Source organism: Mycobacterium sp. 050128 (assembly GCF_036409155.1).
Classification (GTDB): Bacteria; Actinomycetota; Actinomycetes; order Mycobacteriales; family Mycobacteriaceae; genus Mycobacterium.
The window spans coordinates 266021-292885 of sequence record NZ_JAZGLW010000004.1 but is presented as its reverse complement, the minus strand read 5'-3'; the positions used below and the strand labels follow the sequence as shown (position 1 = coordinate 292885).

The following is a 26865-nucleotide window of genomic DNA, read 5'->3' as shown; positions in this document are numbered from 1 at the left end:
ATGCCCGAGCCGGAGGACCCTGGGCCCGACGGCGCCGTGCCCGACAGCAGCGCGCCCGGCAGCGCCGAACCCGAACCCACCCCGCTTCTGCAGCCGGCCGAGGGCATTCCCGACCTGGCGGTGACCGTCGGCCAGATCGCGGACGCCGCACAGTTCCTGGACAGCGGGCACGGGCCGTTCGCGGTGGACGCCGAGCGGGCGTCGGGTTTCCGCTACTCCAACCGGGCCTACCTGATCCAGATCCGGCGGGCCGGTGCCGGCACCGTGCTGATCGACCCGGTCAGCCACGGCGACGATCCGCTGACCGCGCTGCGGCCCGTCGCGGAGGTGCTCAGCACCGACGAATGGATCCTGCACGCGGCCGATCAGGATCTGCCGTGTCTGGCCGAGGTCGGCATGCACCCGCCGGCGCTGTACGACACCGAGCTCGCCGGGCGCCTGGCCGGGTTCGAGCGGGTGAACCTGGCAGCGATGACCGAACGGTTGCTGGGGCATGGTCTGGTCAAGGGTCACGGTGCGGCCGACTGGTCGAAGCGGCCGCTGCCCACCGACTGGCTCAACTATGCGGCCCTCGACGTGGAACTGCTGGTCGAACTGCGTGCGGCGATCGCCGCCGAGCTGGCCGAGCAAGGCAAAACCGATTGGGCTGCACAGGAATTCGACTACTTGCGCGGCGTCGGCAGCAGGGAGGCCACGCCGCGGCGCGAGCGCTGGCGGCGCACGTCGGGCATCCATAAGGTGCGCGACCGCCGCGGTTTGGCCGCGGTGCGTGAGCTGTGGACGACGCGCGACAACATCGCCCAGCGCCGTGACATCGCGCCGCGGCGCATCCTGCCGGACTCGGCCATCATCGAGGCCGCGATCGCCAATCCGAAAACGGTCGAAGACCTGGTCGCGTTGCCGGTGTTCGGCGGGCGAAACCAGCGGCGCAGCGCGGCGACGTGGTTGGGCGCGCTGGAAGCGGCCCGCACCAGTCCGGACCCGCCGGAGGACGCCGAGCCGCCGAACGGTCCGCCGCCGCCGGCGCGGTGGAGCAGGCGCAAGCCGGAAGCGGCCGCCCGGCTGGAGGCGGCCCGGGCCGGGCTATCGAAATTGTCTGAGCAGGTCAAGGTTCCGACCGAGAACCTGGTTTCACCCGACCTGGTGCGGCGACTGTGCTGGGACTGGGCCGAAGCGCCGGACCCGGTCGAGGCCGTCGAAGAGTTCTTGTGCGCCGGGCACGCGCGGGCCTGGCAACGCGAGCTCGTCGATCCGGTGCTGGCGGCCGCGCTGCAGCCGCCCCCCAAAACCGACGGCAGCTCAGCGCCGTAGGCGCTGGCCGGTGTGTACTCGACGCCCGCCAGCGGTCCGCTAACGACTCGTCGACTTTCGTCGTGGCGTTATGCGCGGTTGCAAAAAGTAGCGCGAACCTTACAATAAACTGTGAAAACCTGAAAATTAACTGTAGAAATTCCTGACTGCCGGAAAATTGGTGCACCGGACACGTTCGCGGTGCCGTTAAGCTTGCGATAAGAAGAAAGTTCCCACCCGGAGAAGGGTCCGTTGAAATGGCTGTTGCAGCATCAGAAATTGGCGGCCTTGTGGGTAGTCTCGCCGGCATTGGCAGGAATATCGCCGCCAAAGATTGGATTGCGACGGGCATAGGCGCCGGCGCATTCGGCATGGAAACCACCAAAATTATTGTTAAAGGCATCGCCGAGCGAAGAATTAAGGCTGAAATAGAACGTGGCCTTCAGGAGCGGACCAACCCCTGGGCGGCAGAGGTGCCGATTATCGAGTGGGGCATCGTCGCCATTACGGTCTTCGAATACTGCCTTGGTCTTGGTGACGCAACCAAGGGAGTCGAATTCGACAATGCCCGTTCGAAACTCGACTCGCCCAAGCGGGACTTGGAGTTGGCCATCCCCGACAGCAGGTGGGAGTCCACCGCGTCGCAAGAGTATGCCAAGCAGAACCAAGCCCAACTGAATCGCGTTTCCCTGATGCGAACCCAGGATCAGGCGATGATGGATGTGCTGGCCGCTGAAGTCGCTCAGCTCACTGAAATACGCCGTGCGGTCGCGGGAATCAAAGACGGACTTACCGGATGCATATTTGTTGCCCTACTGATCAAAGCGTATGGCAGCGAGGCCTCGTCGTTGGTGTTTCAGAAAGTGGTGACCCTGGCCGCGATCGCTGCGACGGTAAGCGCACTCGGTTACATGGAATTCTATTCGGGCACCGAGACCAGACCGAAGATAAAGGAAGTGGTCGAAGAATACGAGAAGATTATCGCGGAAATGACCACTTACCTCTCGGATTCTCACCTCGCGCCGACCGTCGTCACGGCGCCCGCGAAAGGCTCTAAAGTCTCCGATTTCTCCAGCAGGACCGCCGCGATGACCATGCCCGACCCGGCCACGTCATCGGGCGAGGCCGCGCCGACCGAATCGACGATTGTTCCTGGCCTAAGTCAGCAGAGCCAAATGCCGGAACAACCGGTGAGCGCTATGCCCGGCCTGATCCCGCCGATCCGCGAGTCCGAACGGGACGAAGACCTGCCGGGCCAGCAAACTTCGCCCGTTCCGAGCAGCGTCACGCAGCCGCCGGTCACCACCGCTCAGCGCAGCAAGACGGCCCCGGCCGCCGGCGAACCCACCGCTCCCGGGAGCGCCGCCCCCGAGGAAGCCACCGGGAGCGAGGACATCGAAGTCGCGGGTGCGGCCGCGGGCACCGAGGCCACGGAGCGCCCGCCCGTCGAACTCACGGCACCTGGAGCTGAGCAGGCGCAGGGGCCGGTAGCGGCGAACTAGACATCGCGAACCAGACATCGAGGAGAATCCGATGACAAATCTGAGCGTCACCTCAAAATATCTCGTCGACGTGCTCGCGGCGGCGCAGCAGAGAACCACCGAAGACTTCAAGAAATCGGCCACCGCGGTCGAGGGAGTCGGCGTCAACGCATGGGTCAGCCATGGTGTGGCCTGCGGACCCGGCAACGATGCGGTGGTCGAGGTCGAGGCTCGCCGCACCCAGGCGCTCGGTCTGATGATCAAGGTTGCCGACGACCTCGCCACGAAATTGCGTGCGGCCGCCCAAGCGTACGAGGGCACCGACCATAAGGCCGCTCAAGATCTCGACACCCAGCTGCGCCCCGGCTGAGCAAGCACGGCGAACAGCAGCCATTCCACGACAGCCGCGATGAGAGTAGGACGCTATGCCCCAGGATCGGTATGACAGCGAAGACGGCGGCAATGACCTCTTCGCCGCGATGGACTTCTCCGCCGCCGGTGAACCCGCCGACAGCGGCACCGACGCGTCGGCCGCCCTTGACTTCTCCGCCGCCACCGCAGACGTCGGGGAAAGGTCAGCGAGCGAAGCCGTCGACATGTCACCCGTATATGCACCGGCCGCGCCCGAGGAGACCGCGACAGTGCTGGAGGCCATCGATTCGGTGACACACGCCCCCGAGGAAGCCGAAGACGTCATTGCGCTGTTCACCGTGACCAATCCTCCTGGGACAGTATCGGTTTCGGCACTCGGGGACGGCGCGATCGAGCGGGTGGCCCTGTCCGCAGACGTGACACGCCTTACCGAATCGCAGCTGGCCGAGGAGATCCTCGTCATTGCACACCTGGCGGCCCAAAAGGGGCAAGCCGCCCAGCATGAGTTCCTGTTCGAGACCATGTGCGAGCTGGGGGCGGGTGATCCCGATGCCGTCAGCGACCTGCTGGAGAAGGGCATGGAGTTGGCGTCGCCGCAGCGAGCCACCGAGACACAGGCCCGCATGTTCGCGACCCGATACAACAATGGCTGATCGCCCACCGCGCCGGCGACTCTGAGCCGCCCTTCGCGGTCAGGCCAAGCCCAACGTGTCCGTCATCGACGCGGCAATGCCGGCCAGGGACTCGATCAGCCGTTGCTGCTGGGCTTCGTTGGCTGCATTCACCACGGCCGCCGCGTTGCGCAAGGCCTCGTTGACGCGCTGCTCGACCGTTTCGGCACCCAGCCGCAGCAGGCCATCTTCGATACGGAGGTCGGTGACGTTGCGGCGCCCGTTCACCGTTACTTCGACGGTCTTGGCTTCGTCGGTGGCCGTGAAGGTTTCGGTGTGCGTGCGGTACAGGTCGTCCTCGAGGGCCGATTGCAATTGCTGTCCGTATTCCAGCGCCTGAGCCATTTGTGGGTGGCGGTCTGTGCTCATTGACCAGGTCCTTCTCGTCGGGGCTTGCGGTCGGGTGGGCAAGCACCGATTGTGTCCTTGATCCACTATTTCTATTGTATTGCTTTGGCCGGGGGCCGTTTGCACCAAATTTGTTCTAGTCCAGGTGCTCGCGGATCTCGGCTTCGGATTCGTTACTGGCTTGGGCGGCAACCCAACCGGTGATCCGGCGGGCCACATCCTGGTCGGTCAGCCCGACGTCGGCGAGCACCTCACCGCGTGAGGCGTGCTCGTAGAACTCTTGATCCAGGCCGACGTCGCGGCACGGCATGTCGATGTCGGCGCGGCGCAGCGCGGCCGAAACCGCCGACCCCACACCACCATTGACGCCGCTGTCCTCCAGCGTGACGAGCAGCTTGTGCTGCACTGCCAATTCGAGTACACCGTCGCAGACCGGCAGCACCCACCGCGGGTCGATCACGGTCACCCCGATCCCCTGGTTGTGCAGCCGCTTGGCCACCTCGAGCGCCATCGACGCGAATGCACCGACGGCCACCAACAGCACATCGTGGTTGAGCCCGTCGGCGGGCACCGCGAGCACATCCACTCCCGACCGTTGTTCCAGGGCCGGAATGTCTTCGCCCACATCGCCTTTGGGGAACCGGAGCGCCGTGGGGCCGTCGTCGACCTCCAGCGCCTCGCCGAGTTCTTCGCGCAGCCGGGTGGCGTCGCGCGGGGCGGCCACCCGCATGCCGGGCACGATGTTCAGCATCGACAGATCCCACATGCCGTTGTGGCTGGCGCCGTCGGAACCGGTGACCCCGGCACGGTCGAGCACGATGGTGACGGGCAGCTTGTGCAGCGCCACATCCATCATGACCTGGTCGAACGCCCGGTTGAGGAACGTCGAGTAGATGGCCACCACCGGGTGCATCCCACCCATCGCCAGCCCGGCCGCCGACGTCAGCGCGTGCTGCTCGGCGATGCCGACGTCGAACAGCCGATCCGGGAACCGTTGCCCGAACGCCGACAGCCCGGTCGGGCCGGGCATCGCCGCCGTGATCGCCACGATGTCGCGACGTTTTGCGCCGTATTCGATCAGCGCGTCGGAGAAGGTCGCCGTCCAGCCCGGGCCCGCGATCTTGGTGGCCTGGCCGGTGGCCGGGTCGATCACGCCGCACGAGTGCATCTGTTCGGCCTCGTCGTCCTCGGCCGGGGCGTAGCCCATGCCCTTGCGGGTGGCGACGTGCACGATCACCGGGCCGCCGAAGCCGCGGGCCCGGCGCAGCGCGGCCTCCACGGCGCGCTCGTCGTGACCGTCGACCGGGCCGACATACTTCAGGCCGAGATCGGTGAACAGCAGCTGCGGGGCCAGCGAGTCCTTGATGCCCGCCTTGACGCTGTGCATGAAGTGGTAGCAGATCTCGCCGATCAGCGGCACCGCACGCACCACGTCACGACCCTTTTCCAGCGCCTGCTCGTAGGCCGGCTGCAGCCGCAGCATGGCCAGGTGGTCGGCGACACCGCCGATCGTGGGTGCATAGCTGCGGCCGTTGTCGTTGACGACGATCACCACCGGACGACCCGACGCCGCGATGTTGTTCAGCGCCTCCCAGCACATGCCGCCGGTCAGCGCACCGTCGCCGACGACGGCGACCACATGCCGGTTGCGGTGTCCGGTCAGCTCGAACGCCTTGGCCAGGCCGTCGGCGTAGGACAAGGCCGCACTGGCGTGGCTGGACTCCACCCAGTCATGCTCGCTCTCGGCGCGCGACGGATACCCCGACAGGCCGCCCTTTTTGCGCAGCGTCTCGAAGTCGTGGGCGCGTCCGGTCAGCATCTTGTGCACATAGGCCTGGTGACCTGTGTCGAAGATGATCGGATCGTGCGGTGAGTCGAACACCCGGTGCAGCGCCAGCGTCAGCTCGACGACGCCGAGGTTCGGCCCAAGGTGGCCCCCGGTCGCAGCCACCTTGTGGATCAGGAACTCGCGGATCTCGGAGGCCAGATCGCGGAGCTGCTGTTGGGAAAGGTGCTGCAGATCGGCAGGGCCGCGGATCTGTTCCAACATCACGTCAGTCTACGCAGCCAACGCCGGATGTAGCTGCCTACGAAGTGCCGAACAGTTCGGCCAGGCTGTCGCGAAGCTCGGGATCGGCCAGGACGACGACCTCGTCGCCGGCCTCCAGTTCGGTGTCGCCGCGCACCGGCACCAGGCCGGTGGCGCGCACCACCATGCTCACCCAGATGTCTCCGGCACGGTCGCCGAGACCCTCGATCGTGCAGCCCTCGGCGGCTGACCCCGGGGCAACGTGCAGGCGATGGATCCCCTCGGGTTCGTCCTGCAGCCGGATACCGATCTCCCACGGCTGCGTCTCGACGGTACGCATGGGCAGCCGCAGCAGTTGTGCCACACCGGGCACCGAGCTGCCTTGCACCAGCACCGAGAAGATCACGACGACGACCACGATCCCGTACAGCCGCTCCGCGTCGGCGACGTGCGCGGCCCGCAGGAACTCGCCCAACAGGATCGGCACCGCACCCTTGAGGCCGGCGAAGAGGATGAAGATGCGTTCGTTTGGCTGCAGCCGGACGGGAAGCAGGCAGGAGCCCACCGCCAACGGCCGAATCACCACGGTCAGGGCCACGCCGAGGACGAGCCCGGGAATCCATACGTCGGGGTGGGCAAGGACGTTGAGGTCGACGGTCAACCCCAGGACGGCGAACGCGACGATTTCGGCCAGGCCCGCCAACGCCGCGTGGAATCGCTTGATGTCCGGCTTGTAGGGCGCGCGAGCGTCGCCGATCACGATGCCCGCGACGAACACCGCCAGAAATCCCGAGCCGTGCGCCAGCGTGGCGATGCCGTACAGCATCAGGCTCGATGCCAGGGTCCGCAGCGAGTAGAGGCCTTCGCTCGGCAGTGCCACGCGGCGCATGAACACGAGCAGGGCGCGGCCGCCGATCACCCCGACGGCCAGGCCAATCGCCATTTGCAGAACGAATTGCGTTCCGACGCTGACGAAGCCGGCAACGCTGAGGCCACCGGCGGCGACCAGGCTGGCCATCAAGGCGATGCCGACCGGGTCGTTGGCACCGGACTCGCCCTCCAGGATGGTGCTGCTGCGACCGGCGATCTCGCGTTTGCCCAACACCGAGAAGACCACCGCCGGGTCGGTGGGAGCCACGGCGGTGGCCACGAGCACCGCAGGGAACCAATCGATTCCGCATAAGTAGTGCAGGATCACCGCGGCGCCGGCGGCGGTCAGCGCGGTGCCCATGACGCCGACCGAAAGGATCGGGGCAGCGGCCGCGCGGAAGCGCGCGGGCCCGATGTGCATGCCGCCGTCGAACAGCACCAGCACCAGCGCGATCGTGATCACCCGCTCGACGGTGGGCTCCGACGGTGACTGCACCGCGGGCACGGTGTGCGCCGCGACCGCGGCTCCGACCAGAACCAACAGGGGCACCGGGATTTTGACCCGCTCGGTCAGCCGGTTCGCCAACACCGCGATCAAACCGACGGCACTGGCGAACAAGACCAACAATGCGTACCGGAGAGTTTCGTTCACGGCGCCGACCCGTGGGTGAGCATGAATCGGACGGTCGCGGAGCGTTGTTCGGCGGCAGCCACCCGAGCCTCTCGATCGTTCGACAACGAAATCGCCGACCAGACTTCCCGGCACACCGCGACGGAGTCTAACCTGCCGCGGGAATCCCCGCAGCGGCATTGCACCGCTAGCGGGTCAGCAGCGCGATGCATTCGGTGTGATGAGTCAGCGGGAACGCGTCGAACACCTTGATCTGCTCGACGGTATAACCATGACCGAGGTACAGGCCGATGTCGCGAGCGAAAGACGCTGCCTCACAACCGATGTGCACCACCCGCGGAACGGCGGCGGCGGCGAGGAGGTCGATGACGTCGCGCCCGGCGCCCGACCGCGGCGGATCCAGCACCGCGACGTCGGCGCGGGCTTTCTGCGTCGAGACCGCGCGACGCACCGAATCGGTGATGACGTCCACCTGCGGAAGATCAACCAGAGCGGCCCGCGCGGCCCGGGTCGACGCGCGCGCGGTGTCGACACAGAGAACCCGTCCGGACTCCCCCACCGCGCCGCCCAGGGCGGCGGCGAAAACGCCGACGCCGCCGTAGAGATCCCACACGCTCATGCCGGAGCCGGGCTGTGCCCAGTCGGTGACCAGAGCGCTGTACACCCGCGCCGCATCCCGGTGCGCCTGCCAGAACGCGGTCACCGGCACTTCCCAGCTGCGCCGCCCGACGCGTTGGGTCGCCTCGTAGTTGCCCTGCACCACATTGGTCGCCGTTCGCCCGCCCGCACGCAGGGTGCGCACCACATGGCGGCATCCGTCGTCATCGACGGCGACGTGCAACTGTGCGTTCGGGGACAGGTCGCCCGGAGAACACGCTTGGACCAGTCCGTCCAGCATGCCCGGCGGCAGTTGCGCACACCGCAAGTCGGTCACCAGCTCGTCGCTGTGGTAGCGGTGAAACCCGGGGCGGGCGTCCGCGCCCACCTCGAGGCGCACCCGGGTGCGCCAACCGGTGGGGCCGCAATCTGAAAGTGGTTGCGCCTCACCGTTCCAGCGATGCCCGCCGATGCGCTCCAGCTGATTGGCCACGACCTGACCCTTGAGCGTCCGCACCGCTTCCGGGGCGGCGAATGCCAGATCGCAGCACCCGGCGCCCTCGACGCCCGCGATCGGGCACAACGAATCGGTCCGGTCCGCCGACGCGTCCAGGACTTCGACAACCTCTGCGTGCCAATAGGATCCCCGGTCCGCGGTGACCCGCACCCGCACCCGCTCGCCGGGTAGGGCGTAGCGAACGAACACCACCCGGCCTTCGTGGTGGGCCACGCAGCTACCGCCGTTGGCGGGAGCGCCGGCGATCAGCGTCAGCTCCCCGGGTGGCAGCGAGGGCTCGGCACTCACGACATTGTCCTCGTCGAGTCGCTTAGTCGAAGATTCCGCGGCGGGCGTCACCGGGAGCAGCGTGCGGCTGCAGGGTCTTGAGCCGCTCCGACGAACTCAATTGCCACGGAACCGAAGTCACCATCACGTTCGGCATGAACAGCAGCCGGCCCTTGAGTCGCAACGCGCTTTGGTTGTGTAGCACCTGCTCCCACCAGTGGCCGACGACGTACTCGGGAATGAACACCGTCACCACGGTGCGCGGCGAGTCCTTGCTGACCCGCTTGACGTAATCGAGCACCGGACGGGTGATGTCGCGGTAGGGCGAGGCGATCACCTTCAGCGGCACGCTGATCTCGCTGTGCTCCCAATCATGCACCAGCGCACGGGTTTCCGTGTCGTCGACGCTGACAGTGACGGCCTCGAGCACATCGGGGCGGGTCGCGCGCGCGTAGGCCAGAGCACGCAGCGTCGGTAGATGCAGCTTCGACACCAGCACCAGGGCGTGGTTGCGGCTGGGCAGTACCACGTCGTGCTGGGCGGCGGCCTGCTCCTCCAGTTCCCGCGAGACGGTGGCGTAGTGCCTGCGGATCATCTTCATGATGACGAACAGCGCGCCCATCGCGACGATCGCGATCCAGGCCCCGGCAAAGAATTTGGTGACCAGCACCACCAGCAGAACCGCGCCGGTGGATAGCAGACCGACCGTGTTGATCACCCGCGAGCGCTTCATCTTGGCCCGCACCTTCGGGTCGGTCTCGTTGCGCAACAGGCGAGTCCAGTGCCGGACCATGCCGATTTGGCTCAGCGTGAACGATATGAACACGCCGACGATGTAGAGCTGGATCAGCGCGGTGACCTCACCGCGGAACGCGATGACGAATGCCAGAGCCGCGGCCGACAGAAACAGGATCCCGTTCGAGAAGGCCAGGCGGTCACCGCGGGTGTGCAGCTGGCGCGGCAGATAGCTGTGCTGCGCCAGCACCGAGCCGAGCACCGGGAAGCCGTTGAACGCGGTGTTGGCCGCCAGCACCAAGATCAGGGCCGTCACGGTGGCGATGAGCAGAAACCCGATTCGGAAGCTGCCGAACACCGTCTCGGCGAGCTGGGTGACCAGTGTCTTCTGCAGGTAGCCGGCCGGCGCACCCGTCAGCTGAGTGGCGGGATCGTCGACCAGCTGCACATGGATCTGCTGGGCCAGCACGATGATGCCCATCAGCAGCGTCACCGCGATCACGCCGAGCATCAGCAGCGTCGTTGCGGCGTTGCGGGACTTGGGTTTCTGGAACGCCGGGACGCCGTTGCTGATCGCCTCGACACCCGTCAGCGCCGCGCAGCCGGACGAGAACGAGCGGGCCAGCAGGAAGGCAAAGGCGAAACCGACGATCTGGCCGTGCTCGGCATGCATCTGGAAGGCGGCGGATTCGGCGCGCAGCGGATTGCCCAGCACGAAAATCCGGATCAGCCCCCACCCGATCATCACGACGACCCCGACGATGAACGCGTAGGTCGGGATCGCGAAAGCCACCCCGGACTCGCGGATCCCACGCAAATTCAACGCCATCACCACGAGAATGGCGGCCACACAGAACCACACCTTGTTCTGCGCCACGAGCGGGACCGCCGAACCGATGTTCGCCATCGCGGATGAGGTCGAAACAGCAACGGTGAGAACATAATCCACCATCAGCGCACTGGCCACGACGAGGCCGGCGGTCTCGCCGAGGTTGGTGGTGACCACTTCGTAGTCACCGCCGCCGGACGGGTAAGCGTGAACGTTCTGCCGGTAGCTGGCCACCACCACCAACATCACCGCGGCCACCGCGAGCCCGATCCACGGCGTCAGCGCGTAGGCGGCCGCTCCGGCCACCGACAGCATCAAGAAGACTTCCTCGGGCGCATACGCGACCGAGGACAGTGCGTCGGAAGCGAACACCGGCAAGGCGATGCGTTTGGGCAGCAGGGTGTGGCTCAGCCGGTCGCTGCGTTGCGGTCGCCCGATGAGCAACCGGCGCGCTGCGGTTGAAAGTTTGGACACGAGAGCCAAGAGTAAGCGCAACGGGCCATGCCGGTAGCGTTCCGTGGGCGAGAATATTCCCGACGGAAATCGGCTGGCCACACAAGTTTGCCGATGGAACGCGACCCGGCCGAGAGGACCTGACGTGCGGGTGGTTGTAATGGGCTGCGGGCGGGTGGGCTCGTCGCTGGCCGACGGGCTGTCCCGAATTGGTCACGACGTCGCCGTGATCGACCGCGACAGCACGGCATTCAACCGGCTGAGCCCGGAGTTCGCCGGCGAGCGGGTGCTGGGCCAGGGCTTCGACCGCGATGTGCTGCTGAAGGCCGGCATCGAGGAGACCGACGCGTTCGCCGCGGTGTCCTCCGGCGACAACTCCAACATCATTTCGGCCCGGTTGGCCCGCGAGACGTTCGGCGTTCACCGGGTGGTGGCGCGGATCTACGACGCCAAGCGCGCCGAGGTCTACGAACGCCTCGGTATTCCCACGATTGCCACCGTGCCGTGGACCACCGACCGGCTGCTCGGCCTGCTGACCCGCGACACCGAGACTGCCAAATGGCGCGACCCCACCGGCACGGTCGCCGTCGCCGAGGTCGTCCTGCACGAGGACTGGGCGGGCCGCCGCGCCACCGATCTCGAGCAGGCCACCGGTGCTCGCGTGGCGTTTCTGATCCGGTTCGGCACCGGCATCCTGCCCGAGCCCAAGACGGTCATCCAGGCCGGCGATCAGGTCTACATCGCCGCGATCTCCGGCCGCGCAGCCGAGGCGGTGGCCATCGCCGCCCTGCCGCCCGCCGACGACATCGATTCGGGGGCGGGGCATTGACCCCGGGCCGCCGGACCGCGACTTAAGGAGCGCCGCACATGAAGGTAGCTATCGCCGGAGCCGGTGCGGTCGGCCGCTCGGTCGCCCGCGAGCTGATCGAGAACAACCACGACATCACCCTGATCGAACGCAACCCCGACCACGTCGACGTCGACGCGATCCCGGCCGCGCAATGGCGTCTCGGCGACGCGTGCGAACTGAGCCTGCTGGAGTCGGTGCACCTCGAGGATTTCGACGTGGTGGTCGCCGCGACCGGTGATGACAAAGCCAACGTCGTGCTGTCCCTGCTGGCCAAGACCGAGTTCGCGGTGCCCCGGGTGGTGGCCCGGGTCAACGACCCCCGCAACGAATGGCTGTTCACCGACGCCTGGGGTGTCGACGTGGCGGTGTCCACCCCGCGCATGCTGGCCTCGCTGATCGAAGAAGCCGTCGCCGTGGGCGATTTGGTGCGCCTGATGGAGTTCCGGCGGGGTCAGGCCAATCTGGTCGAGATCACCCTGCCCGACGACACGCCCTGGGGTGGCAAGCCGGTCCGCCGGCTCGAGCTGCCCCGCGATGCCGCGCTGGTGACCATCCTGCGCGGGCCGCGCGTGATCGTCCCGGAAGCCGACGAGCCACTGGAAGGCGGCGACGAGTTGCTCTTCGTCGCGGTCACCGAGGTCGAAGAGGACCTGCGCAAGCTGGTGCTGCCGGCGGTTGCGCCACCCGGCAGCTAATCGCCGAGGGTGTCGGCGTCGATCGGCATGGCGGCCGGACCGACGGCATCGCCGGCGCCGGCCATCGCGCGCTGCGCGGCCCTGATCGCCCCATAGGTCACCACCGCGGCGGCCGCGGTCAGCGGCCAGCCCATCCCGAGGCGCGCCGCCGCCAGCCAGCCGGTCTGGTCGGCGTCGTAGAGCAGTCGCTGCACCACGAACCGGGCGGCGAAGACCAGCGTCCAGCACAGGGTGGCGATGTCGAAGGCGTAGACGGCCCGGGACACGTTGCGCCAGGCGCGGTCACGTCCGGTGGCCCAGCTCCAGGCGTAGCCGACCAGCGGCCGGCGGATCACAACCGACGCCGCGAAGACCACGGCCCACACCAGCGACATCCAGATGCCGAGCAGGAAGTACCCCTTGGAGGCTCCGACGACGTAGGCGATCAGCGCGCAGACCGCGACTCCGATGAACCCGGAGAAGGCGGGCTGGGTGGATTCGCGGCGAATCAGCCGCCACACCAAGACGAGTGCGGCCAGTCCCAGCGCGACCCCGATCGCGGGCACCAGGCCCAGCAGGCTGGACGAGGCCACGAAGGCCACCACGGGCAGCGACGAGTAGACGAGACCGCTCACCCCGCCCAGCTGACTCAGCAGGCGTTCTGGGTTGATGCGGTTAGACGTGTTACCGGGCAGAGTCAACGCTGAATTTCGTAATGCGGGTTGTAGATGGCCTTGGTTCCGTTCTCCAGCTTGCCCATCCGGCCGCTCACCCGCAAAGTGCGTCCCGAGTCGATGCCGGGGATCCGGCGCTGCCCCAACCAGACCAGGGTCACGGTGTCGCTGCCGTCGAACAGTTCGGCCTTCACGCCGCCGGAGCAGCCCTTGCCGTTACATTCCACGCTGCGCAACGTGCCCACCATCGTGACCTCTTGGCCGCGTTCGCAATCGATCGCGCGCTGCGCACCAGTGCTGGCGACCTCGTCCGACAATTCCTCGGAATCGCGTTGCTCCGGGTCCTCCGTCAACCGACGGGTGAGGCGGCGCAAATAACCTTGGGCCCCCATGGCCACTCCTGACAATTGGAGAAAAAGCTGCGGTGCTTTCATCTATGCCAACGGACACCGTAGACCTGTTGGTTCCCCTGCGCCAACCGAATCAAACTGTGATTTTGGAAGGTTCGCCGCGCCGGGCAGTATCGGAGCGTGGGTGTCGATCTGCGCGGTGTCACGGCCGTGCTGCTGCCCGGAACCGGATCCGACGACGTTTACGTCAATCGGGCATTTTCCGGACCCTTGCGCAATGCCGGCGCGCTGCTCGTTTGCCCGCCGCCGCGGCCGGAGAGTTTGGTCGACGGCTACCTGTCCGCCTTGGACGAGGCCGCGCGCGAAGGCCCCATCGCCGTTGGCGGAATCTCGATCGGTGCTGCCGTAGCGGCCGCCTGGGCACTGGCACACCCAGGCCAAACGGTCGCGGTGCTGGCCGCGCTGCCCGCCTGGGCGGGACCGCCGGGGTCGGCGCCGGCCGCGCTCGCCGCGCGGTACTCGGCGTCCCAGCTACGCACCGAGGGCCTGGCCGCCACGACCGCGCAGATGCGCGCCTCGAGCCCGGCCTGGCTGGCCGATGAGCTGACCCGGTCGTGGCAGGCCCAGTGGCCGCTGTTGCCCGACGCCATGGACGAAGCGGCCGCCTACGTCGCACCCAGCTGTGACGAACTCAACACGCTCGCCGCGCCTCTCGGCGTGGCGGCCGCGGTCGACGATCCGATTCATCCGCTGCAGGCCGGCGTCGATTGGGTCGCCGCGGCGCCCCACGCGGCGCTGCGGACGGTGACGCTCGACCAGATCGGCGCGGACAGCGCCGCGCTGGGAGCGGCCTGCCTGGCGGCGCTGGCCGACGCGTAGGCGTCGGGCCGGGCTAGCCGCCGGTGGTGGTGCGCAGCTGCTGCATGGCCGAGCCGTCCGCGCTGCGGCGCGCGGCCGGCTCGTTGGGCGGCGCTTGCGCATCGGTTTGTTCGGCGGCCTGCTGCGCCGCCTCGGCCTGCTGCACGGCGGCCTGCCGCAGTTGCTCGGCCATCGGCTCGGGCAGGTTCACGGCCAGCGGCGTGCGCACCGGCAGCGGGGTGTCGCCGCGGCGAACCACGGTGTCCGCCAACGCCGAACGCGCCTCCTGCTCGAGTGCCTCGATGGTTTCGTGCGGGCCGTTGATGACGCAGCGAATCATCCAGCGGTAGCCGTCGACCCCGATGAAGCGCACCACCCCCGACGCGGTACCGACCACCTCGCGGCCCCACGGGCCGTCCTTGATGCTGACTTGGGCCGAGTCCTTGCGCAGCGAGTCGGCGAGCTCGCCGGCCACCTCGCGCCACAGGCCGCCCGTCTTGGGCGCGGCGTAGGCGGCGATCGTGAACCGGCCGTTGGGCGTGACGACCCACACCGCGCTCGGGACGCCGGTCTCGGTCAGCTCGACCTGCAGCTGGCCGGCCTCGGGCATCGGGATGAGCACCGAGCCCAGATCGAGCCGGGCCAACTCCGCGACCGACGGGTCGTCGAAGTCGTCGATGTCGAACGGACCCTCCAGCTCGTCCTCGAACTCGTCGTCGACCGGGCCGGCGGCGACATCCACTGCGGCCGAGTCGTCGCCGGCCGGCGTGGCGGGGGCGTCGTCGTCTTTGCCTGAACGTTTACCGAATGCAGCCATTGGCGCCGCTCCTCCTCATCGCTTCGTCCCCCGCGAGCGGGAGGTACCCGCACTGCGTCGTCGCCAGCGCATCACAAACTCGCATGTCCGCCGGAGGAACCGTGACCACCATCGCCACGGGATGTGTCGGCCAGCCCGGCCTCGTCGAAGGACGCGACCTCGACCAGCTCGACCAACTCGACCCGCTGCACCAGCAACTGGGCGATGCGATCGCCGCGGTGCACCTCGATCGGCTCGGCCGGGTCGAGATTGATCAGCGAAATCTTGACCTCGCCGCGATAGCCCGCGTCGATCGTACCCGGACTGTTGACGATCGAAAGTCCAACCCGCGCAGCCAATCCCGAGCGGGGGTGCACCAGGCCAACCATCCCGAAGGGGATGGCGACCGCCACACCGGTACGGACCAGGGCGCGTTGCCCCGGGCCCAGTGTGACGTCTTCTGCGCTGAACAGATCAACCCCCGCGTCGCCGTCGTGGGCACGACTGGGCAGCGGGAGCTCGGGGTCGAGGCGGACAACTTTCACTTCAAGGCCAGACTGGTTGACACGGGGCCACAGACTACCCTTGACCGCGTGTCGAGTACGCGCGTCGCGCCGCACAGTGTGCGATACCGCGAGCGGCTATGGGTCCCATGGTGGTGGTGGCCACCGGGCTTCGCGCTGGCGACGTTGATCGCCGTCGAGGTCAATCTGGGTGTCAAGACGCTCCCTGACTGGCTGCCGTTCGTGGTGCTGTACATCGTGGCGACCGGCGCGCTGCTGTGGCTGGGCCGCACCGAGATCCGGGTCACCGTCGGCGACGACGGTGTGGCGCAGCTCTGGGCCGCCGAAGCCCACCTGCCGGTCACGGTGATCGCCCGATCCGCCGAGATAGCGCCGACGGCGAAGTCGGCTGCCCTGGGACGCCAACTCGACCCCGCGGCGTATGTTCTGCATCGCGCATGGGTCGGACCGATGGTTTTGCTGGTCCTCGACGACCCAGACGACCCGACGCCGTACTGGATGGTGAGCTGCCGTCACCCCGAGCGGGTGCTGTCGGCACTGACACGCTAGGTGCAGCGATCAGGCTGCGCAGTCGGTGCAGATCATCATGCCGTTCTTCTCGCTGGCAAGTCGACTGCGATGTTGCACTAAAAAGCAGCTCGAGCAGGTGAACTCGTCGGCTTGTTTCGGAATGACCCGAACCGATAGCTCCTCCCCGGACAGGTCGGCACCAGGCAGTTCGAAATTCTCGGCGGACTCGGATTCGTCCACGTCGACAACAGCCGACGCGGCCTCGTTCCGCCGTGCCTTGAGCTCCTCGAGCGAGTCCTCCGAAACGTCGTCCGTTTCGGTGCGCCGTGGAGCGTCATAGTCGGTAGGCATTGTCCAATCCCCTCACATGCCTGCGTTACCTCAAGCAACGCTTTGTACCAGCGTCGAACGCATCCACCAAACGATTCGTGCCCGGAACGCGGTCGGATGGGTTGTGATTTACCTCACACCCCCGAATTGACCCTCATATTTGCCTTTAAACAGTGGATTTAGTGTGCGGCTAGAGTGCACGTGTGGTCGCACAAATCACCGAGGGTACAGCCTTCGACAAGCACGGTCGGCCGTTTCGGCGACGCAACCCCCGACCCGCGATTGTCGTGCTGGTTTTCCTGGTGGTGGTGACCGGCCTCGCGTGGACGGTGGCGCTGACGCGACCGGCGAAGGTTCGCGAGGCCCAAGTGTGCAACCCGCCGCCACAGCCGACCAACGGATCGGCGCCGGCGCAGCTCGGCGAGCAAATGTCACGCAGCGCGATGGCCGACGTGCCGCCCGCCAAACTCGCCGACACCAAGGTTCGCGTGCTGAACGCCAGCGGCCGCGGCGGCCAGGCCGCCGACGTCGCCGGCGCGATGAAGGATCTGGGCTTCGCGCAGCCGACCGCGGCCAACGACCCGATCTACGCCGGCGCCCGGCTGAACTGCCAGAGCCAGATCCGCTTCGGGACGGCCGGCGGGTCCACCGCCGCCGCGGTGTGGCTGGTCGCCCCCTGCAGCGAGCTGTTCAACGACAACCGGGCCGACGACTCCGTCGACCTCGCGATCGGCACGGAATTCACGGCGCTGGCCCACAACGACGACATCGACTCGGTACTCGCCAGCCTGCGTCCCGGCGCCACCGGATCGTCAGATCCCTCGCTGTTGTCCAAGATTCACGCCAGCAGCTGCTGACTCAGTCGGCGATCGGCGCTAGGCCGCCGAACTCGTCCAGCGCCGCCAACAGCGCGTCGGCGATTCCGGGGGCGGCCGCCACCACCAGCCCGGCTTCCGATCCGGGCGGGCCGACCGGCCCGTCCGGCGGCACCAACACCCGCGCCCCGGCCTCGGCCGCGATCAGCCCACCCGCCGCCCGATCCCACACTTGCAGTCCGTGCTCGTAGTAGGCGTCCAGCCGCCCCGCCGCGACCATGCACAGGTCCAGCGCCGCGGACCCGACCCGGCGCACGTCCCGCACCAACGGCAGCATCTTCGCCAACAGCGCGGCCTGAGTGGTGCGGCGTCCGACCGAATACCCAAACCCGGTGCCCAACAAGGCCATTGACAGATCGTCGACGTCGGCACACCGCAACGGATGCGCCCCCTGCGCGTCGATGACGTGGGCGCCCAGGCCCTGTGCCGCGGAATAGACGCGGCCCCCGACGACGTCGGCGACCGCGCCGGCCACCGACACGCCGCCGATCTGCGCCCCGACCGAGACCGCATAGGCCGGGATGCCGTAGACGAAATTCACCGTGCCGTCGATCGGGTCGAGCACCCAGGTGACCGCGTCGTCGGACGCTGCGTCCCGTTCGGTCGGCCCGCCGCCCTCTTCCCCGAGAATCGGGTCGCCAGGCCGTAATTCGGCCAACCGGTCGCGCAGCAGCCGTTCGGTCTCGGTGTCGACCACCGTGACCGGATCGGTCGGTGTGCTCTTGGACCGCACCGCGCCACTGACCGTCGCGCCCGCGTGGGCGCCGAATACCTCGGCGCGGCGTGACCTGACGAACTCGGCGGCTTCGGTGGCCAGCGTTTCGGCTACGGCGCGCAGCTGCGCGGGCTCGGATCGCGTCACCGGTCCATCGCAACACAGTCGGCCACCGCGGCGCAGACCGGCGGCACCCCTAACGGATTGCCCGACCGCAACCGCAGCGTCGCCAGCTAAGGTGTGAACGATCCCAAATCTCGCCAAGGAGATTTCGATGACCAGCACCGACTCGGCCACGGATGCACCCGGCACCGAGGCAGCCTCCGGCACGCCGCAGCGTCGTGGATTCGGCATCGACGTCGGGGGCAGCGGAATCAAAGGCGGAATCGTCGACCTGGACACCGGACTGCTGATCGGTGACCGGGTCAAACTGCTGACGCCACAACCCGCCACCCCGTCGGCCGTCGCCAAGACCATCGCCAAGGTCGTCACCGAATTCGGCTGGACCGGTCCGCTCGGCGTGACCTATCCCGGCGTCGTCACCAACGGCATCGTCCAGACCGCAGCCAACGTCGACCGCGCCTGGATCGGGACCAACGCGCGCGAGGTGATCAGCTCCAAGTTGGACGGCCAGGAGGTCACGGTCCTCAACGATGCCGACGCGGCCGGGCTCGCCGAGGAGCGCTACGGGGCCGGCAAGGGCAACTCCGGACTGGTCGTGTTGCTCACCTTCGGAACCGGAATCGGATCGGCCTTGATCCACAACGGGAAGCTGATACCAAACACCGAATTCGGCCATCTCGAAGTCGGCGGCAAAGAGGCCGAGAAACGCGCGGCGTCGTCGGTCAAAGACAAGAACAAGTGGAGTTACCCGCGCTGGACCAAAGAGGTGACCAGAGTGCTGATCGCCATCGAAAACGCGATCTGGCCCGACCTGATCATCGCCGGAGGCGGGATCAGCCGAAAGGCCGACGAATGGGTGCCGCTTCTGAAAAACCGCACCCCGGTGGTGGCCGCGGCACTGCTCAATACCGCCGGAATTGTGGGTGCCGCGATGGCCTCGATCGCGGACGTAACGCACTGAATTTTCCCCGCTAGGGCGGTACGAGCGCGCACTGTCGTTACAATGGTCCACGGCGACCGCCCGACAGAAAGCGTGCGAGCAGTCACGCTCATACCAACGCCGACATTCGACATAGCAGACACTTTCGGTTAACCATGCCCAAACCCACCGAAAGTGAGTCCAACCGAAGGGGTGTAAGTGGCAGCGACCAAGACCAGTCCGGCAACCGATGAGCCGGTGAAGCGCACCGCCACGAAGACTCCCGCCAAGCGTCCCGCGGCAAAGGCCGCCAACGGCTCCGCGCCGGCAAAACGCGCAACAAAGACCGCACCGCGGGCTACCAAGCCCGCCGACGACACCGAGGCGACCATCGAGAAGAAGCCCCGCACCCCTGCCAAGGCCGCCACGGGCAAGGCGCCGGCCGGACGCGGCACCAAGGCCGCAGCCAAAGACGCCGGCGACGACGAGACCCTGGAGGCCGTCGACGAGACCGCCGAGGAACTCGACGGCGAGCCCGACCTCGAAGGCGAGGACCTCGACATCGAAGCCGACCTTGTCCTGGACGACCTCGAGGATGTCGTCGCTGAAGACGAGGCCGAGGCCGACGCGGGCGAGGCCGCCGACGACGAGGCCGGAGAGGTCGGAGAGGTCGTCACCGTCGTGAAGCCGGCCGCGGCCAAGAAGCCGGCCGACGAGGACGAGGAAATCGCCGAGCCGTCGGAAAAGGACAAGGCGTCCGGCGATTTCGTCTGGGACGAAGACGAATCCGAGGCGTTGCGGCAGGCCCGCAAGGACGCCGAACTCACCGCGTCCGCGGACTCGGTTCGTGCGTACCTCAAGCAAATCGGCAAGGTGGCACTGCTTAACGCCGAGGAAGAGGTCGAGCTCGCCAAGCGGATCGAAGCCGGTCTGTATGCCACGCAGCTGATGGCCGAGCTGGTCGAACGCGGCGACAAGCTACCCGCCGCCCAGCGCCGCGACATGATGTGGATCTGCCGCGACGGCGATCGCGCGAAAAACCATCTGCTGGAAGCCAACCTGCGTCTGGTGGTCTCGCTGGCCAAGCGCTACACGGGCCGCGGCATGGCCTTCCTCGACCTGATCCAGGAAGGAAACCTGGGTCTGATCCGCGCGGTGGAGAAGTTCGACTACACCAAGGGATACAAGTTCTCCACCTACGCCACGTGGTGGATTCGGCAGGCGATCACCCGCGCGATGGCCGACCAGGCCCGCACCATCCGCATCCCGGTGCACATGGTCGAGGTGATCAACAAGCTGGGCCGCATTCAGCGCGAGCTGCTGCAGGATCTGGGCCGCGAGCCCACGCCTGAGGAGCTGGCCAAGGAAATGGACATCACGCCGGAGAAGGTGCTGGAGATCCAGCAGTACGCGCGTGAGCCCATCTCGCTCGACCAGACCATCGGCGATGAGGGCGACAGCCAGCTCGGCGACTTCATCGAGGACAGCGAAGCGGTCGTGGCCGTCGACGCGGTGTCGTTCACGTTGCTGCAAGACCAGTTGCAGTCGGTGCTCGAGACGCTCTCGGAGCGTGAAGCCGGCGTAGTACGGCTGCGCTTCGGGCTCACCGACGGCCAGCCGCGCACTCTGGACGAGATCGGCCAGGTCTACGGCGTGACCCGTGAGCGCATCCGCCAGATCGAGTCGAAGACGATGTCGAAGTTGCGCCACCCCAGCCGCTCCCAGGTCCTGCGCGACTACCTCGACTAGCCCTTAGCTGTTCAGCCGGCGTTCAACCGTCGACCCGCCCGGCTGGGTCCACTCGTTTAGGGTGTGGGCGTGGGCGCGGACTTCAAAAATGTCCCCGCAGCACGCAACCGGCGACCGCTCTTACTGCTCGCCGTAGCCGCGTTCCTGGCCGTACTGACAATCACGGCGGTGTCCTACGAGCAGGCGGGCCACGCGGCGGGCGTAAACGGCGACAGGAACCTGAGCGACGGCATCCGCATACATGCCGACATCCAAAAGATCAGTCCCGTCGATGACCAGTTGGTGGTCGGGCTGCAATTCGAGCCGAGAGGACGCTTCGCGCAGGACGGCGTGTTCTTGGCCAAGAACGTGCGGGTCGTCGCGGTCGGAGGCGCGGGCTTGATTGACGAATCGTTTACCGCGGGCGGGCTGATGACATCGCAAACGCTGCCCGTCGCGCTCGAAACCGGCGACATCAGCCAGTACCCATTCGACAGCTACACATCGCTTTTCAGCGTTCGCATCCTGACCACCGATGGCGCCCCGGTGCCTACGGTGTTGCTCGCCGGCGGGTCGGTGCACGGCTACAGCATCAGCATCGGCAACCCTCCACGGGAGCCGAACGAGGGCAACGACCTGACGATCAGCGTGGGACGCGCGCCTTCGACATGGATCTTCGCGGTATTCATCATCTTGCTGATGTGGACGTTGACGATCCTGTCAATGCTGCTGGTAGCCAATCAGATTCGTAGCGATCGACCGATCGATGGCACACTTATCTCATTCCTCGGCGTTCTTCTGTTTTCGTTTTCGGCAGTGCGCAACTCGATGCCCAACGCGCCGGCCGTTGGTGCGCTCACCGATTACCTGTCCTTCTTCTGGTGTGAGTTGGTACTGGGACTCTGCGTGGTCGCGATGCTCATTGCGCGCATCCGCCGTAACTGAATCGCTTGTCCTGTAGATATTTTCGCGATCGTGACGGCGCACAGTCGCGGGCGGGCTACGGTGACCGCATGACAGGCACACGTAAGCTCGTCTCGTCAGGATCCGATTTCGAAGCGACGGTGGGTTATTCGCGCGCGGTGCGAGTAGGTCCCTATGTGGCGATCGCCGGCACCACCGGCGCCGGACCCGCGGATGACATCGTCGCTCAAGCCCAAGACGCCTTGCGCCGCATCGAGATTGCACTGCACGAGGCTGGCGCTTCGCTGACCGATGTGGTCCGCACCCGGATCTATGTCACCGACATTTCCGGTGGCGCGAGGTCGCCGCGGTGCATGCGCGGGTGTTCGGGCAGATACGGCCGGTGGCGACCATGGTCGAAGTCTCGGCGCTGATCGCACCCGAGCTGCTGGTGGAGATCGAGGCCGACGCCTACCTGGAGCCTGCAGACGGGTCCGCGGGCCCCGCGATCGGCGGGAACGTGCCGTCGTCTCCCGGCGAGTAGCCAGTGACCCGTGTCACGGCCGCGAGTGGCAGCGGTCCGTACAGATGCGGGAACAGCATCGCGTCGGGATCCGTTGGCAGACCGGGCTCCCACCGCACGGGCGCGTCCAGCAACGCCGGGTCGATGTGCAGCAGCACCAAATCCTGGCGACCGCGGAAGAGCCGGTTGGCCGGCAGATGGACTTGCTCGGGCGCCGACAGGTGGATGAAGTCGGCACCCGCGGTGGTGTCGGGGCGGATTTCCCCCCGGCTCCGCGCGTCGGACCACTCTTCGGCTCCGCACAGGTGTACAAGCAGGTCAGCAGCATTCGTCACAGTCGTTAACCCTAAAAGAACCCACGAAACCAAACGTTTACAGCCCGTGAGAAACGACACACCCGATAACGATCGGGGAACAACGCAAAAACGCCGAACGTCTGAGACAGTGAAGGAACGAGAAGGAGAAGCCAATGCACGCAACTCTGACGACAACCGCCGAGCTGACTAGAGCAGACCGCTGCGACCGCTGCGGTGCCGCAGCTCGCGTACGCGCCAAGCTGCCTTCGGGAGCCGAACTTCTCTTCTGCCAGCATCACGCTAACGAGCACGAGGCAAAGCTTGTCGAACTCGCCGCCGTGCTGGAGGTCAGCGGAAGCTAGGTCCAGCGAAACTCGCCCGTTCACAATGTGAGGTGTGGGCGAACTGATCGGTAATGCTGGACCGGTATGAGCGATCAGACCGTAAGGCCGTCACGCCATCACGTTTGGCGAATCGCGTTGAGGACCCTCGCAAAAAGCTGGGACGACTCCATCTTTGCCGAGTCCGCGCAGGCGGGCTTCTGGTCGGCGCTCTCGACGCCTCCGCTGCTGTTGGGGATGCTGGGCAGCTTGGCCTATGTGGCTCCGCTGTTCGGGCCGGACGCGTTGCCCAGCATCGAGAAGAGTGCGATCTCGGCGGCACACAGTCTGTTCTCGTCCAGCGTCGTCAACGAGATCATCGAGCCCACCGTTCGTGACATCACCGCGCACGCCCGCGGTGAGGTGGTCTCCCTCGGCTTCTTGCTGTCGTTGTGGGCAGGGTCATCGGCGATCTCGGCCTTCGTCGATTCCGTGGTCGAGGCGCACGACCAGACACCGCTGCGCCACCCGGTGCGCCAGCGCCTGTTCGCGCTGTTCCTCTACGTAGTAGGGCTGGTGTGCGCGGTGGTGGCCGCACCGGTCCTCGTGGTGGGCCCGCGCACGGTGTCCGAACACATCCCGGACGACCTGGCCAACGTGCTGCGCTACGGCTACTACCCGGCGCTGATCCTCGGGCTGATCCTGGGCGTCGTCATTTTGTACAGGGTGTCACTGCCGGAACCCCTGCCGACACATCGCCTGCTCTACGGCGCCGTCCTGGCCACCGCCGTGTTCGTGATCGCGACGCTGGGCCTGCGGATCTACCTGCGCTGGATTACCAGCACGGGCTACACCTACGGCGCGCTGTCCACACCGATCGCGTTCCTGTTGTTCGCCTTCTTCGGCGGCTTCGCGATCATGCTCGGCGCCGAGCTCAATGCCGCGATCCAGGAGGAATTCCCGGCGCCCCGCACGCACGCCCACCGGCTGCGCAAATGGTTGTTGTCGCGTTCGCCCGCACTCAAGCGAACGGCGGAGGCGCTGTCGAATCCGGTGACGACAAATCCGGCGACACAGGACCGCGCCGGCGAGCCGGTAGAGCGGCCGAGCTGATCAGGCCTTCTTGAGCTGCTCGTAGATCTTCTTGCAATCCGGGCAGACCGGCGAGCCCGGCTTGGCCGCCCGCGTCACGGGAAAAACCTCACCGCACAACGCGACCACGTGGTTACCCATGACCGCACTCTCGGCGATCTTGTCCTTCTTGACGTAATGGAAGTACTTGGGGGTGTCGCTGCCGGTCCCGTCGTCGACGCGTTCGTCGGTGTCGGTGCGTTCGATCGTCTGGGTCTGCATACCTCACATTGTGCCTGCCGAGGCGCCCTGACCGGAATCGGCCGGATGTGGGACAGTGGAGGAATGAAGCGCGGCCCGGATTTGGGGTTCGACGACGACGGCCGGCCGGTGCTGATTACCGCCGCCGAGCCTTCGTACGAGCAACAGCATCGCGCCCGGGTGCGTAAATATCTGACGCTGATGGCTTTCCGGATTCCCGCGCTGCTGCTGGCCGCTTTCGCCTATGGCGCCTGGCACAACGGACTGATCTCGCTGGCGATCGTGGCGGCGTCCATCCCGTTGCCCTGGATGGCAGTGCTGATCGCTAATGATCGGCCACCTCGCGCCAAGAACGAGCCTCGGCGGTTCGACGATGCCGCACGGCGCACCCCGTTGTTCCCGACGGCCGAGCGACCGGCACTCGAGGCGCGGCGCCCCCCGCAGCCGCAACCGGGTTCGCCGGGCGCGGAATACAACCCGGGCCGCGACGACAACCCGGATCACGAATACGGCGCCGGTTCCGGTTAACCGGGTTCCGCGCACTCTTCTCAGGACATTCTCAGGTCGGCGGCACATTTGTGCACGTCAAAGCGTGTGAGATGGCGGCGGCGCGGGAACTCTGAGGGCTGATCTGTCGTTTAACACCATGACAGCTACAAGCCAATCGGGAGGCCGCCATGGCGAATGCCATCACAGGCAGGATCGACACCAGCGATCTTGATGCTCAGAGCCCTGCAGCGGACCTCGTGCGCGTATATCTGAACGGCATCGGGAAGACGGCGTTGCTGACCGCCGCGGACGAAGTCGAACTGGCGAAGCGCATCGAGGCCGGACTGTATGCCGAGCATCTGCTCGCGACGCGCAAGCGTCTCGGCGAGAACCGCAAACGCGATCTTGCCGTCGTCGTACGTGATGGCCAGGCGGCGCGTCGTCACCTGCTGGAAGCGAACCTGCGCCTGGTGGTCTCACTGGCCAAGCGCTACACCGGCCGGGGGATGCCGTTGCTCGACCTGATTCAGGAGGGCAACCTCGGACTGATCCGCGCGATGGAAAAGTTCGACTACACAAAGGGATTCAAGTTCTCGACGTACGCCACGTGGTGGATCCGTCAGGCCATCACCCGCGGGATGGCCGACCAGAGCCGCACCATCCGGCTGCCCGTTCACCTCGTTGAGCAGGTCAACAAGCTGGCCCGGATCAAGCGGGAGATGCACCAGAACCTGGGCCGTGAAGCCACCGACGAGGAACTGGCCTCCGAGTCCGGAATCCCGGTCGAGAAGATCAACGATCTGCTCGAGCACAGTCGCGACCCGGTCAGCCTGGACATGCCCGTCGGATCCGAAGAAGAAGCGCCGCTGGGCGACTTCATCGAGGACGCCGAAGCGATGTCCGCGGAGAACGCGGTGATCGCCGAGCTGCTGCACACCGACATCCGTAGTGTGCTGGCGACTCTCGACGAGCGCGAACACCAGGTGATCCGGCTGCGTTTCGGTCTCGACGACGGCCAGCCGCGGACGCTGGATCAGATCGGCAAGCTGTTTGGTCTGTCGCGTGAGCGGGTCCGTCAGATCGAGCGCGACGTGATGGCCAAGCTGCGCAACGGAGAGCGCGCCGATCGGCTGCGCTCGTACGCGAGCTGAGGCGCCGCACTCAAGCCAGGTAGCGCCGACAGTATGCCCGCCGCGAAATTGCGGCGGGCATACTTGCTTGCCGAGGGGAAGCGTTGAGCCCATTTCGGCAGCTGGGCAAGTAGACTCGGCGTCAATGGAGGGTGCTGAATGAACGACCTGGTCGATACCACCGAGATGTACCTGCGGACCATCTACGACCTCGAGGAAGAGGGCGTAACGCCGCTGCGCGCCAGGATCGCCGAACGGCTCGACCAGAGCGGTCCGACCGTCAGCCAGACCGTCTCCCGGATGGAGCGCGACGGACTCCTCCACGTGGCCGGTGATCGGCACCTGGAACTCACCGACAAGGGCCGGGCCCTGGCCGTCGCCGTGATGCGCAAGCACCGGCTCGCCGAGCGGCTGCTCGTCGACGTCATCGGGCTCCCATGGGAAGAAGTGCACGCCGAGGCGTGCCGGTGGGAGCACGTGATGAGCGAGGACGTGGAGCGCCGGCTGGTCAAAGTGCTCAACAATCCCACCACCTCCCCGTTCGGCAACCCGATTCCCGGTTTGCTGGACCTCGGCGTGGGCCCCGATTCCGGCGCCGACGGCCTCAATCTGGTCCGCCTGACCGAATTGCCGGCGGGATCGCCGGTCGCGGTCGTCGTCCGCCAGCTCACCGAGCATGTTCAGGGCGACATCGATCTGATCGCACGGCTCAAGGACGCCGGTGTCGTGCCGAATGCGCGCGTCACCGTCGAAACCGGCCCCGTCGGGGTCACCATCCTGATACCCGGACATGAGAACGTCACCCTGCCGCACGAGATGGCGCACGCCGTCAAGGTCGAAAAGGTCTGACTCGCCG

30 protein-coding genes and 1 pseudogene are annotated in these 26865 nt (G+C 66.8%); 18 read left to right on the top strand and 13 right to left on the bottom strand.

Translation table 11 applies throughout. From position 1 onward, the window contains the following. From SKC41_RS24795 to SKC41_RS24780, 4 genes are all read left to right on the top strand, one after another. The gene (locus SKC41_RS24795; protein ID WP_330980343.1) at nucleotides 1-1311 is read left to right on the top strand and encodes a ribonuclease D; all 1311 of its coding nucleotides are present in this window, start codon (nucleotides 1-3) and stop codon (nucleotides 1309-1311) included. A gap of 236 nt (nucleotides 1312-1547) precedes the next feature. Beyond that, nucleotides 1548-2792 carry an EspA/EspE family type VII secretion system effector gene (locus tag SKC41_RS24790; RefSeq protein ID WP_330980342.1) on the top strand — a complete coding sequence of 415 codons (1245 nt, stop codon included), beginning with the start codon at nucleotides 1548-1550 and terminating at the stop codon, nucleotides 2790-2792. A gap of 31 nt (nucleotides 2793-2823) precedes the next feature. Continuing rightward, complete coding sequence (locus SKC41_RS24785) at nucleotides 2824-3141, top strand: ESX-1 secretion-associated protein (RefSeq protein WP_330980341.1); 318 nt, start codon at nucleotides 2824-2826, stop codon at nucleotides 3139-3141. 55 nt (nucleotides 3142-3196) lie between these two features. Beyond that, complete coding sequence (locus tag SKC41_RS24780; RefSeq protein ID WP_330980340.1) at nucleotides 3197-3796, top strand: hypothetical protein; 600 nt, start codon at nucleotides 3197-3199, stop codon at nucleotides 3794-3796. Nucleotides 3797-3835: 39 nt separating this feature from the next. Here SKC41_RS24780 and SKC41_RS24775 read toward each other — a convergent pair whose 3' ends face one another. From SKC41_RS24775 to SKC41_RS24755, 5 genes are all read right to left on the bottom strand, one after another. Continuing rightward, complete coding sequence (locus SKC41_RS24775; protein WP_330980339.1) at nucleotides 3836-4183, bottom strand: YbaB/EbfC family nucleoid-associated protein; 348 nt, start codon at nucleotides 4181-4183, stop codon at nucleotides 3836-3838. Between the two features lie 115 nt (nucleotides 4184-4298). Continuing rightward, nucleotides 4299-6212 carry a 1-deoxy-D-xylulose-5-phosphate synthase gene (dxs, locus tag SKC41_RS24770; protein WP_330980338.1) on the bottom strand — a complete coding sequence of 638 codons (1914 nt, stop codon included), beginning with the start codon at nucleotides 6210-6212 and terminating at the stop codon, nucleotides 4299-4301. A 37-nt stretch (nucleotides 6213-6249) separates the two neighbouring features. Continuing rightward, nucleotides 6250-7713 carry a cation:proton antiporter domain-containing protein gene (locus SKC41_RS24765; RefSeq protein ID WP_330980337.1) on the bottom strand — a complete coding sequence of 488 codons (1464 nt, stop codon included), beginning with the start codon at nucleotides 7711-7713 and terminating at the stop codon, nucleotides 6250-6252. 166 nt (nucleotides 7714-7879) lie between these two features. Then, the gene (locus SKC41_RS24760) at nucleotides 7880-9076 is read right to left on the bottom strand and encodes a class I SAM-dependent RNA methyltransferase (RefSeq protein WP_330980599.1); all 1197 of its coding nucleotides are present in this window, start codon (nucleotides 9074-9076) and stop codon (nucleotides 7880-7882) included. Between the two features lie 40 nt (nucleotides 9077-9116). Beyond that, nucleotides 9117-11111, bottom strand: coding sequence for an APC family permease (locus SKC41_RS24755; RefSeq protein WP_330980336.1), 1995 nt, complete (start codon nucleotides 11109-11111; stop codon nucleotides 9117-9119). Between the two features lie 124 nt (nucleotides 11112-11235). Between SKC41_RS24755 and SKC41_RS24750 the strand changes: the two genes are divergently transcribed. Continuing rightward, entirely contained in the window at nucleotides 11236-11919 is a 684-nt protein-coding gene (locus SKC41_RS24750; RefSeq protein WP_330980335.1) for a potassium channel family protein, read from the top strand. 38 nt (nucleotides 11920-11957) lie between these two features. Next, a complete protein-coding gene (locus SKC41_RS24745; RefSeq protein WP_330980334.1) occupies nucleotides 11958-12635 on the top strand; it encodes a potassium channel family protein in 678 nt (225 codons plus the stop codon). Here the strand turns inward: SKC41_RS24745 and SKC41_RS24740 are convergent. Both SKC41_RS24740 and SKC41_RS24735 read right to left on the bottom strand, forming a co-directional pair. Then, a complete protein-coding gene (locus SKC41_RS24740; RefSeq protein WP_330980333.1) occupies nucleotides 12632-13315 on the bottom strand; it encodes a DUF3159 domain-containing protein in 684 nt (227 codons plus the stop codon). The genes SKC41_RS24745 and SKC41_RS24740 overlap by 4 nt on opposite strands. Continuing rightward, a complete protein-coding gene (locus tag SKC41_RS24735; protein WP_330980332.1) occupies nucleotides 13312-13680 on the bottom strand; it encodes an OB-fold nucleic acid binding domain-containing protein in 369 nt (122 codons plus the stop codon). Before SKC41_RS24735 ends, SKC41_RS24740 begins: the two co-directional genes overlap by 4 nt. Before the next feature lie 138 nt (nucleotides 13681-13818). On the opposite strand from SKC41_RS24735, the gene SKC41_RS24730 reads away from it, so the two are divergent. Next, a complete protein-coding gene (locus SKC41_RS24730) occupies nucleotides 13819-14517 on the top strand; it encodes an alpha/beta hydrolase (RefSeq protein WP_330980331.1) in 699 nt (232 codons plus the stop codon). A 13-nt stretch (nucleotides 14518-14530) separates the two neighbouring features. Here SKC41_RS24730 and SKC41_RS24725 read toward each other — a convergent pair whose 3' ends face one another. Continuing rightward, on the bottom strand, nucleotides 14531-15313 hold the full coding sequence (locus tag SKC41_RS24725; protein WP_330980330.1) for a DUF3710 domain-containing protein: 783 nt from the start codon (nucleotides 15311-15313) through the stop codon (nucleotides 14531-14533). 71 nt (nucleotides 15314-15384) lie between these two features. Next, entirely contained in the window at nucleotides 15385-15837 is a 453-nt protein-coding gene (dut, locus tag SKC41_RS24720) for a dUTP diphosphatase (protein ID WP_330980329.1), read from the bottom strand. 48 nt (nucleotides 15838-15885) lie between these two features. Here dut and SKC41_RS24715 point away from each other — a divergent pair, with 48 nt between their 5' ends. Then, nucleotides 15886-16365 carry a DUF3093 domain-containing protein gene (locus SKC41_RS24715; RefSeq protein WP_330980328.1) on the top strand — a complete coding sequence of 160 codons (480 nt, stop codon included), beginning with the start codon at nucleotides 15886-15888 and terminating at the stop codon, nucleotides 16363-16365. A 9-nt stretch (nucleotides 16366-16374) separates the two neighbouring features. Here the strand turns inward: SKC41_RS24715 and SKC41_RS24710 are convergent, their stop codons facing one another. Continuing rightward, complete coding sequence (locus SKC41_RS24710) at nucleotides 16375-16677, bottom strand: DUF4193 domain-containing protein (protein ID WP_330980327.1); 303 nt, start codon at nucleotides 16675-16677, stop codon at nucleotides 16375-16377. Nucleotides 16678-16859: 182 nt separating this feature from the next. Between SKC41_RS24710 and cei the strand changes: the two genes are divergently transcribed. Continuing rightward, nucleotides 16860-17513 (top strand): envelope integrity protein Cei, encoded by a 654-nt coding sequence (gene cei, locus SKC41_RS24705; RefSeq protein ID WP_330980326.1) that lies wholly within the window; start codon nucleotides 16860-16862, stop codon nucleotides 17511-17513. Between the two features lies 1 nt (nucleotide 17514). On the opposite strand, the gene SKC41_RS24700 is transcribed toward cei, so the two are convergent. After that, a complete protein-coding gene (locus tag SKC41_RS24700; RefSeq protein ID WP_330980325.1) occupies nucleotides 17515-18393 on the bottom strand; it encodes an inositol monophosphatase family protein in 879 nt (292 codons plus the stop codon). A gap of 127 nt (nucleotides 18394-18520) precedes the next feature. Here SKC41_RS24700 and ppgK point away from each other — a divergent pair, with 127 nt between their 5' ends. The 4 genes and pseudogenes from ppgK (at nucleotide 18521) to SKC41_RS24680 (ending at nucleotide 22463) form a co-directional block, all read left to right on the top strand. Next, a complete protein-coding gene (gene ppgK / locus SKC41_RS24695) occupies nucleotides 18521-19330 on the top strand; it encodes a polyphosphate--glucose phosphotransferase (RefSeq protein WP_330980324.1) in 810 nt (269 codons plus the stop codon). Nucleotides 19331-19507: 177 nt separating this feature from the next. Then, on the top strand, nucleotides 19508-21037 hold the full coding sequence (locus SKC41_RS24690; protein WP_330980323.1) for an RNA polymerase sigma factor: 1530 nt from the start codon (nucleotides 19508-19510) through the stop codon (nucleotides 21035-21037). A gap of 69 nt (nucleotides 21038-21106) precedes the next feature. Then, nucleotides 21107-21961, top strand: a complete 855-nt coding sequence (locus SKC41_RS24685; RefSeq protein ID WP_330980322.1) for a DUF4436 family protein — start codon at nucleotides 21107-21109, stop codon at nucleotides 21959-21961. Between the two features lie 68 nt (nucleotides 21962-22029). Beyond that, nucleotides 22030-22463: pseudogene (locus SKC41_RS24680) on the top strand (RidA family protein). Here SKC41_RS24680 and SKC41_RS24675 read toward each other — a convergent pair. Beyond that, nucleotides 22391-22777 carry a DUF952 domain-containing protein gene (locus tag SKC41_RS24675; protein WP_330980321.1) on the bottom strand — a complete coding sequence of 129 codons (387 nt, stop codon included), beginning with the start codon at nucleotides 22775-22777 and terminating at the stop codon, nucleotides 22391-22393. The pseudogene SKC41_RS24680 and the gene SKC41_RS24675 overlap by 73 nt on opposite strands. Before the next feature lie 134 nt (nucleotides 22778-22911). Between SKC41_RS24675 and SKC41_RS24670 the strand changes: the two genes are divergently transcribed. Together SKC41_RS24670 and SKC41_RS24665 are read left to right on the top strand one after the other, a co-directional pair. Next, a complete protein-coding gene (locus tag SKC41_RS24670) occupies nucleotides 22912-23100 on the top strand; it encodes a DUF7455 domain-containing protein (RefSeq protein WP_330980320.1) in 189 nt (62 codons plus the stop codon). A 66-nt stretch (nucleotides 23101-23166) separates the two neighbouring features. Then, nucleotides 23167-24171 (top strand): YihY/virulence factor BrkB family protein, encoded by a 1005-nt coding sequence (locus SKC41_RS24665; protein WP_330980319.1) that lies wholly within the window; start codon nucleotides 23167-23169, stop codon nucleotides 24169-24171. Here SKC41_RS24665 and SKC41_RS24660 read toward each other — a convergent pair whose 3' ends face one another. Next, nucleotides 24172-24411, bottom strand: a complete 240-nt coding sequence (locus SKC41_RS24660) for a DUF3039 domain-containing protein (RefSeq protein ID WP_330980318.1) — start codon at nucleotides 24409-24411, stop codon at nucleotides 24172-24174. It lies immediately after the preceding gene. Between the two features lie 45 nt (nucleotides 24412-24456). On the opposite strand from SKC41_RS24660, the gene SKC41_RS24655 reads away from it, so the two are divergent. The 3 genes from SKC41_RS24655 (at nucleotide 24457) to SKC41_RS24645 (ending at nucleotide 26858) form a co-directional block, all read left to right on the top strand. Then, nucleotides 24457-24918 carry a DUF3099 domain-containing protein gene (locus tag SKC41_RS24655; protein WP_330980317.1) on the top strand — a complete coding sequence of 154 codons (462 nt, stop codon included), beginning with the start codon at nucleotides 24457-24459 and terminating at the stop codon, nucleotides 24916-24918. 149 nt (nucleotides 24919-25067) lie between these two features. Continuing rightward, nucleotides 25068-26030 (top strand): sigma-70 family RNA polymerase sigma factor SigB, encoded by a 963-nt coding sequence (gene sigB, locus SKC41_RS24650; protein WP_330980316.1) that lies wholly within the window; start codon nucleotides 25068-25070, stop codon nucleotides 26028-26030. A 138-nt stretch (nucleotides 26031-26168) separates the two neighbouring features. Next, nucleotides 26169-26858 carry a metal-dependent transcriptional regulator gene (locus SKC41_RS24645; protein ID WP_330980315.1) on the top strand — a complete coding sequence of 230 codons (690 nt, stop codon included), beginning with the start codon at nucleotides 26169-26171 and terminating at the stop codon, nucleotides 26856-26858. Nucleotides 26859-26865 lie beyond the last annotated feature (7 nt).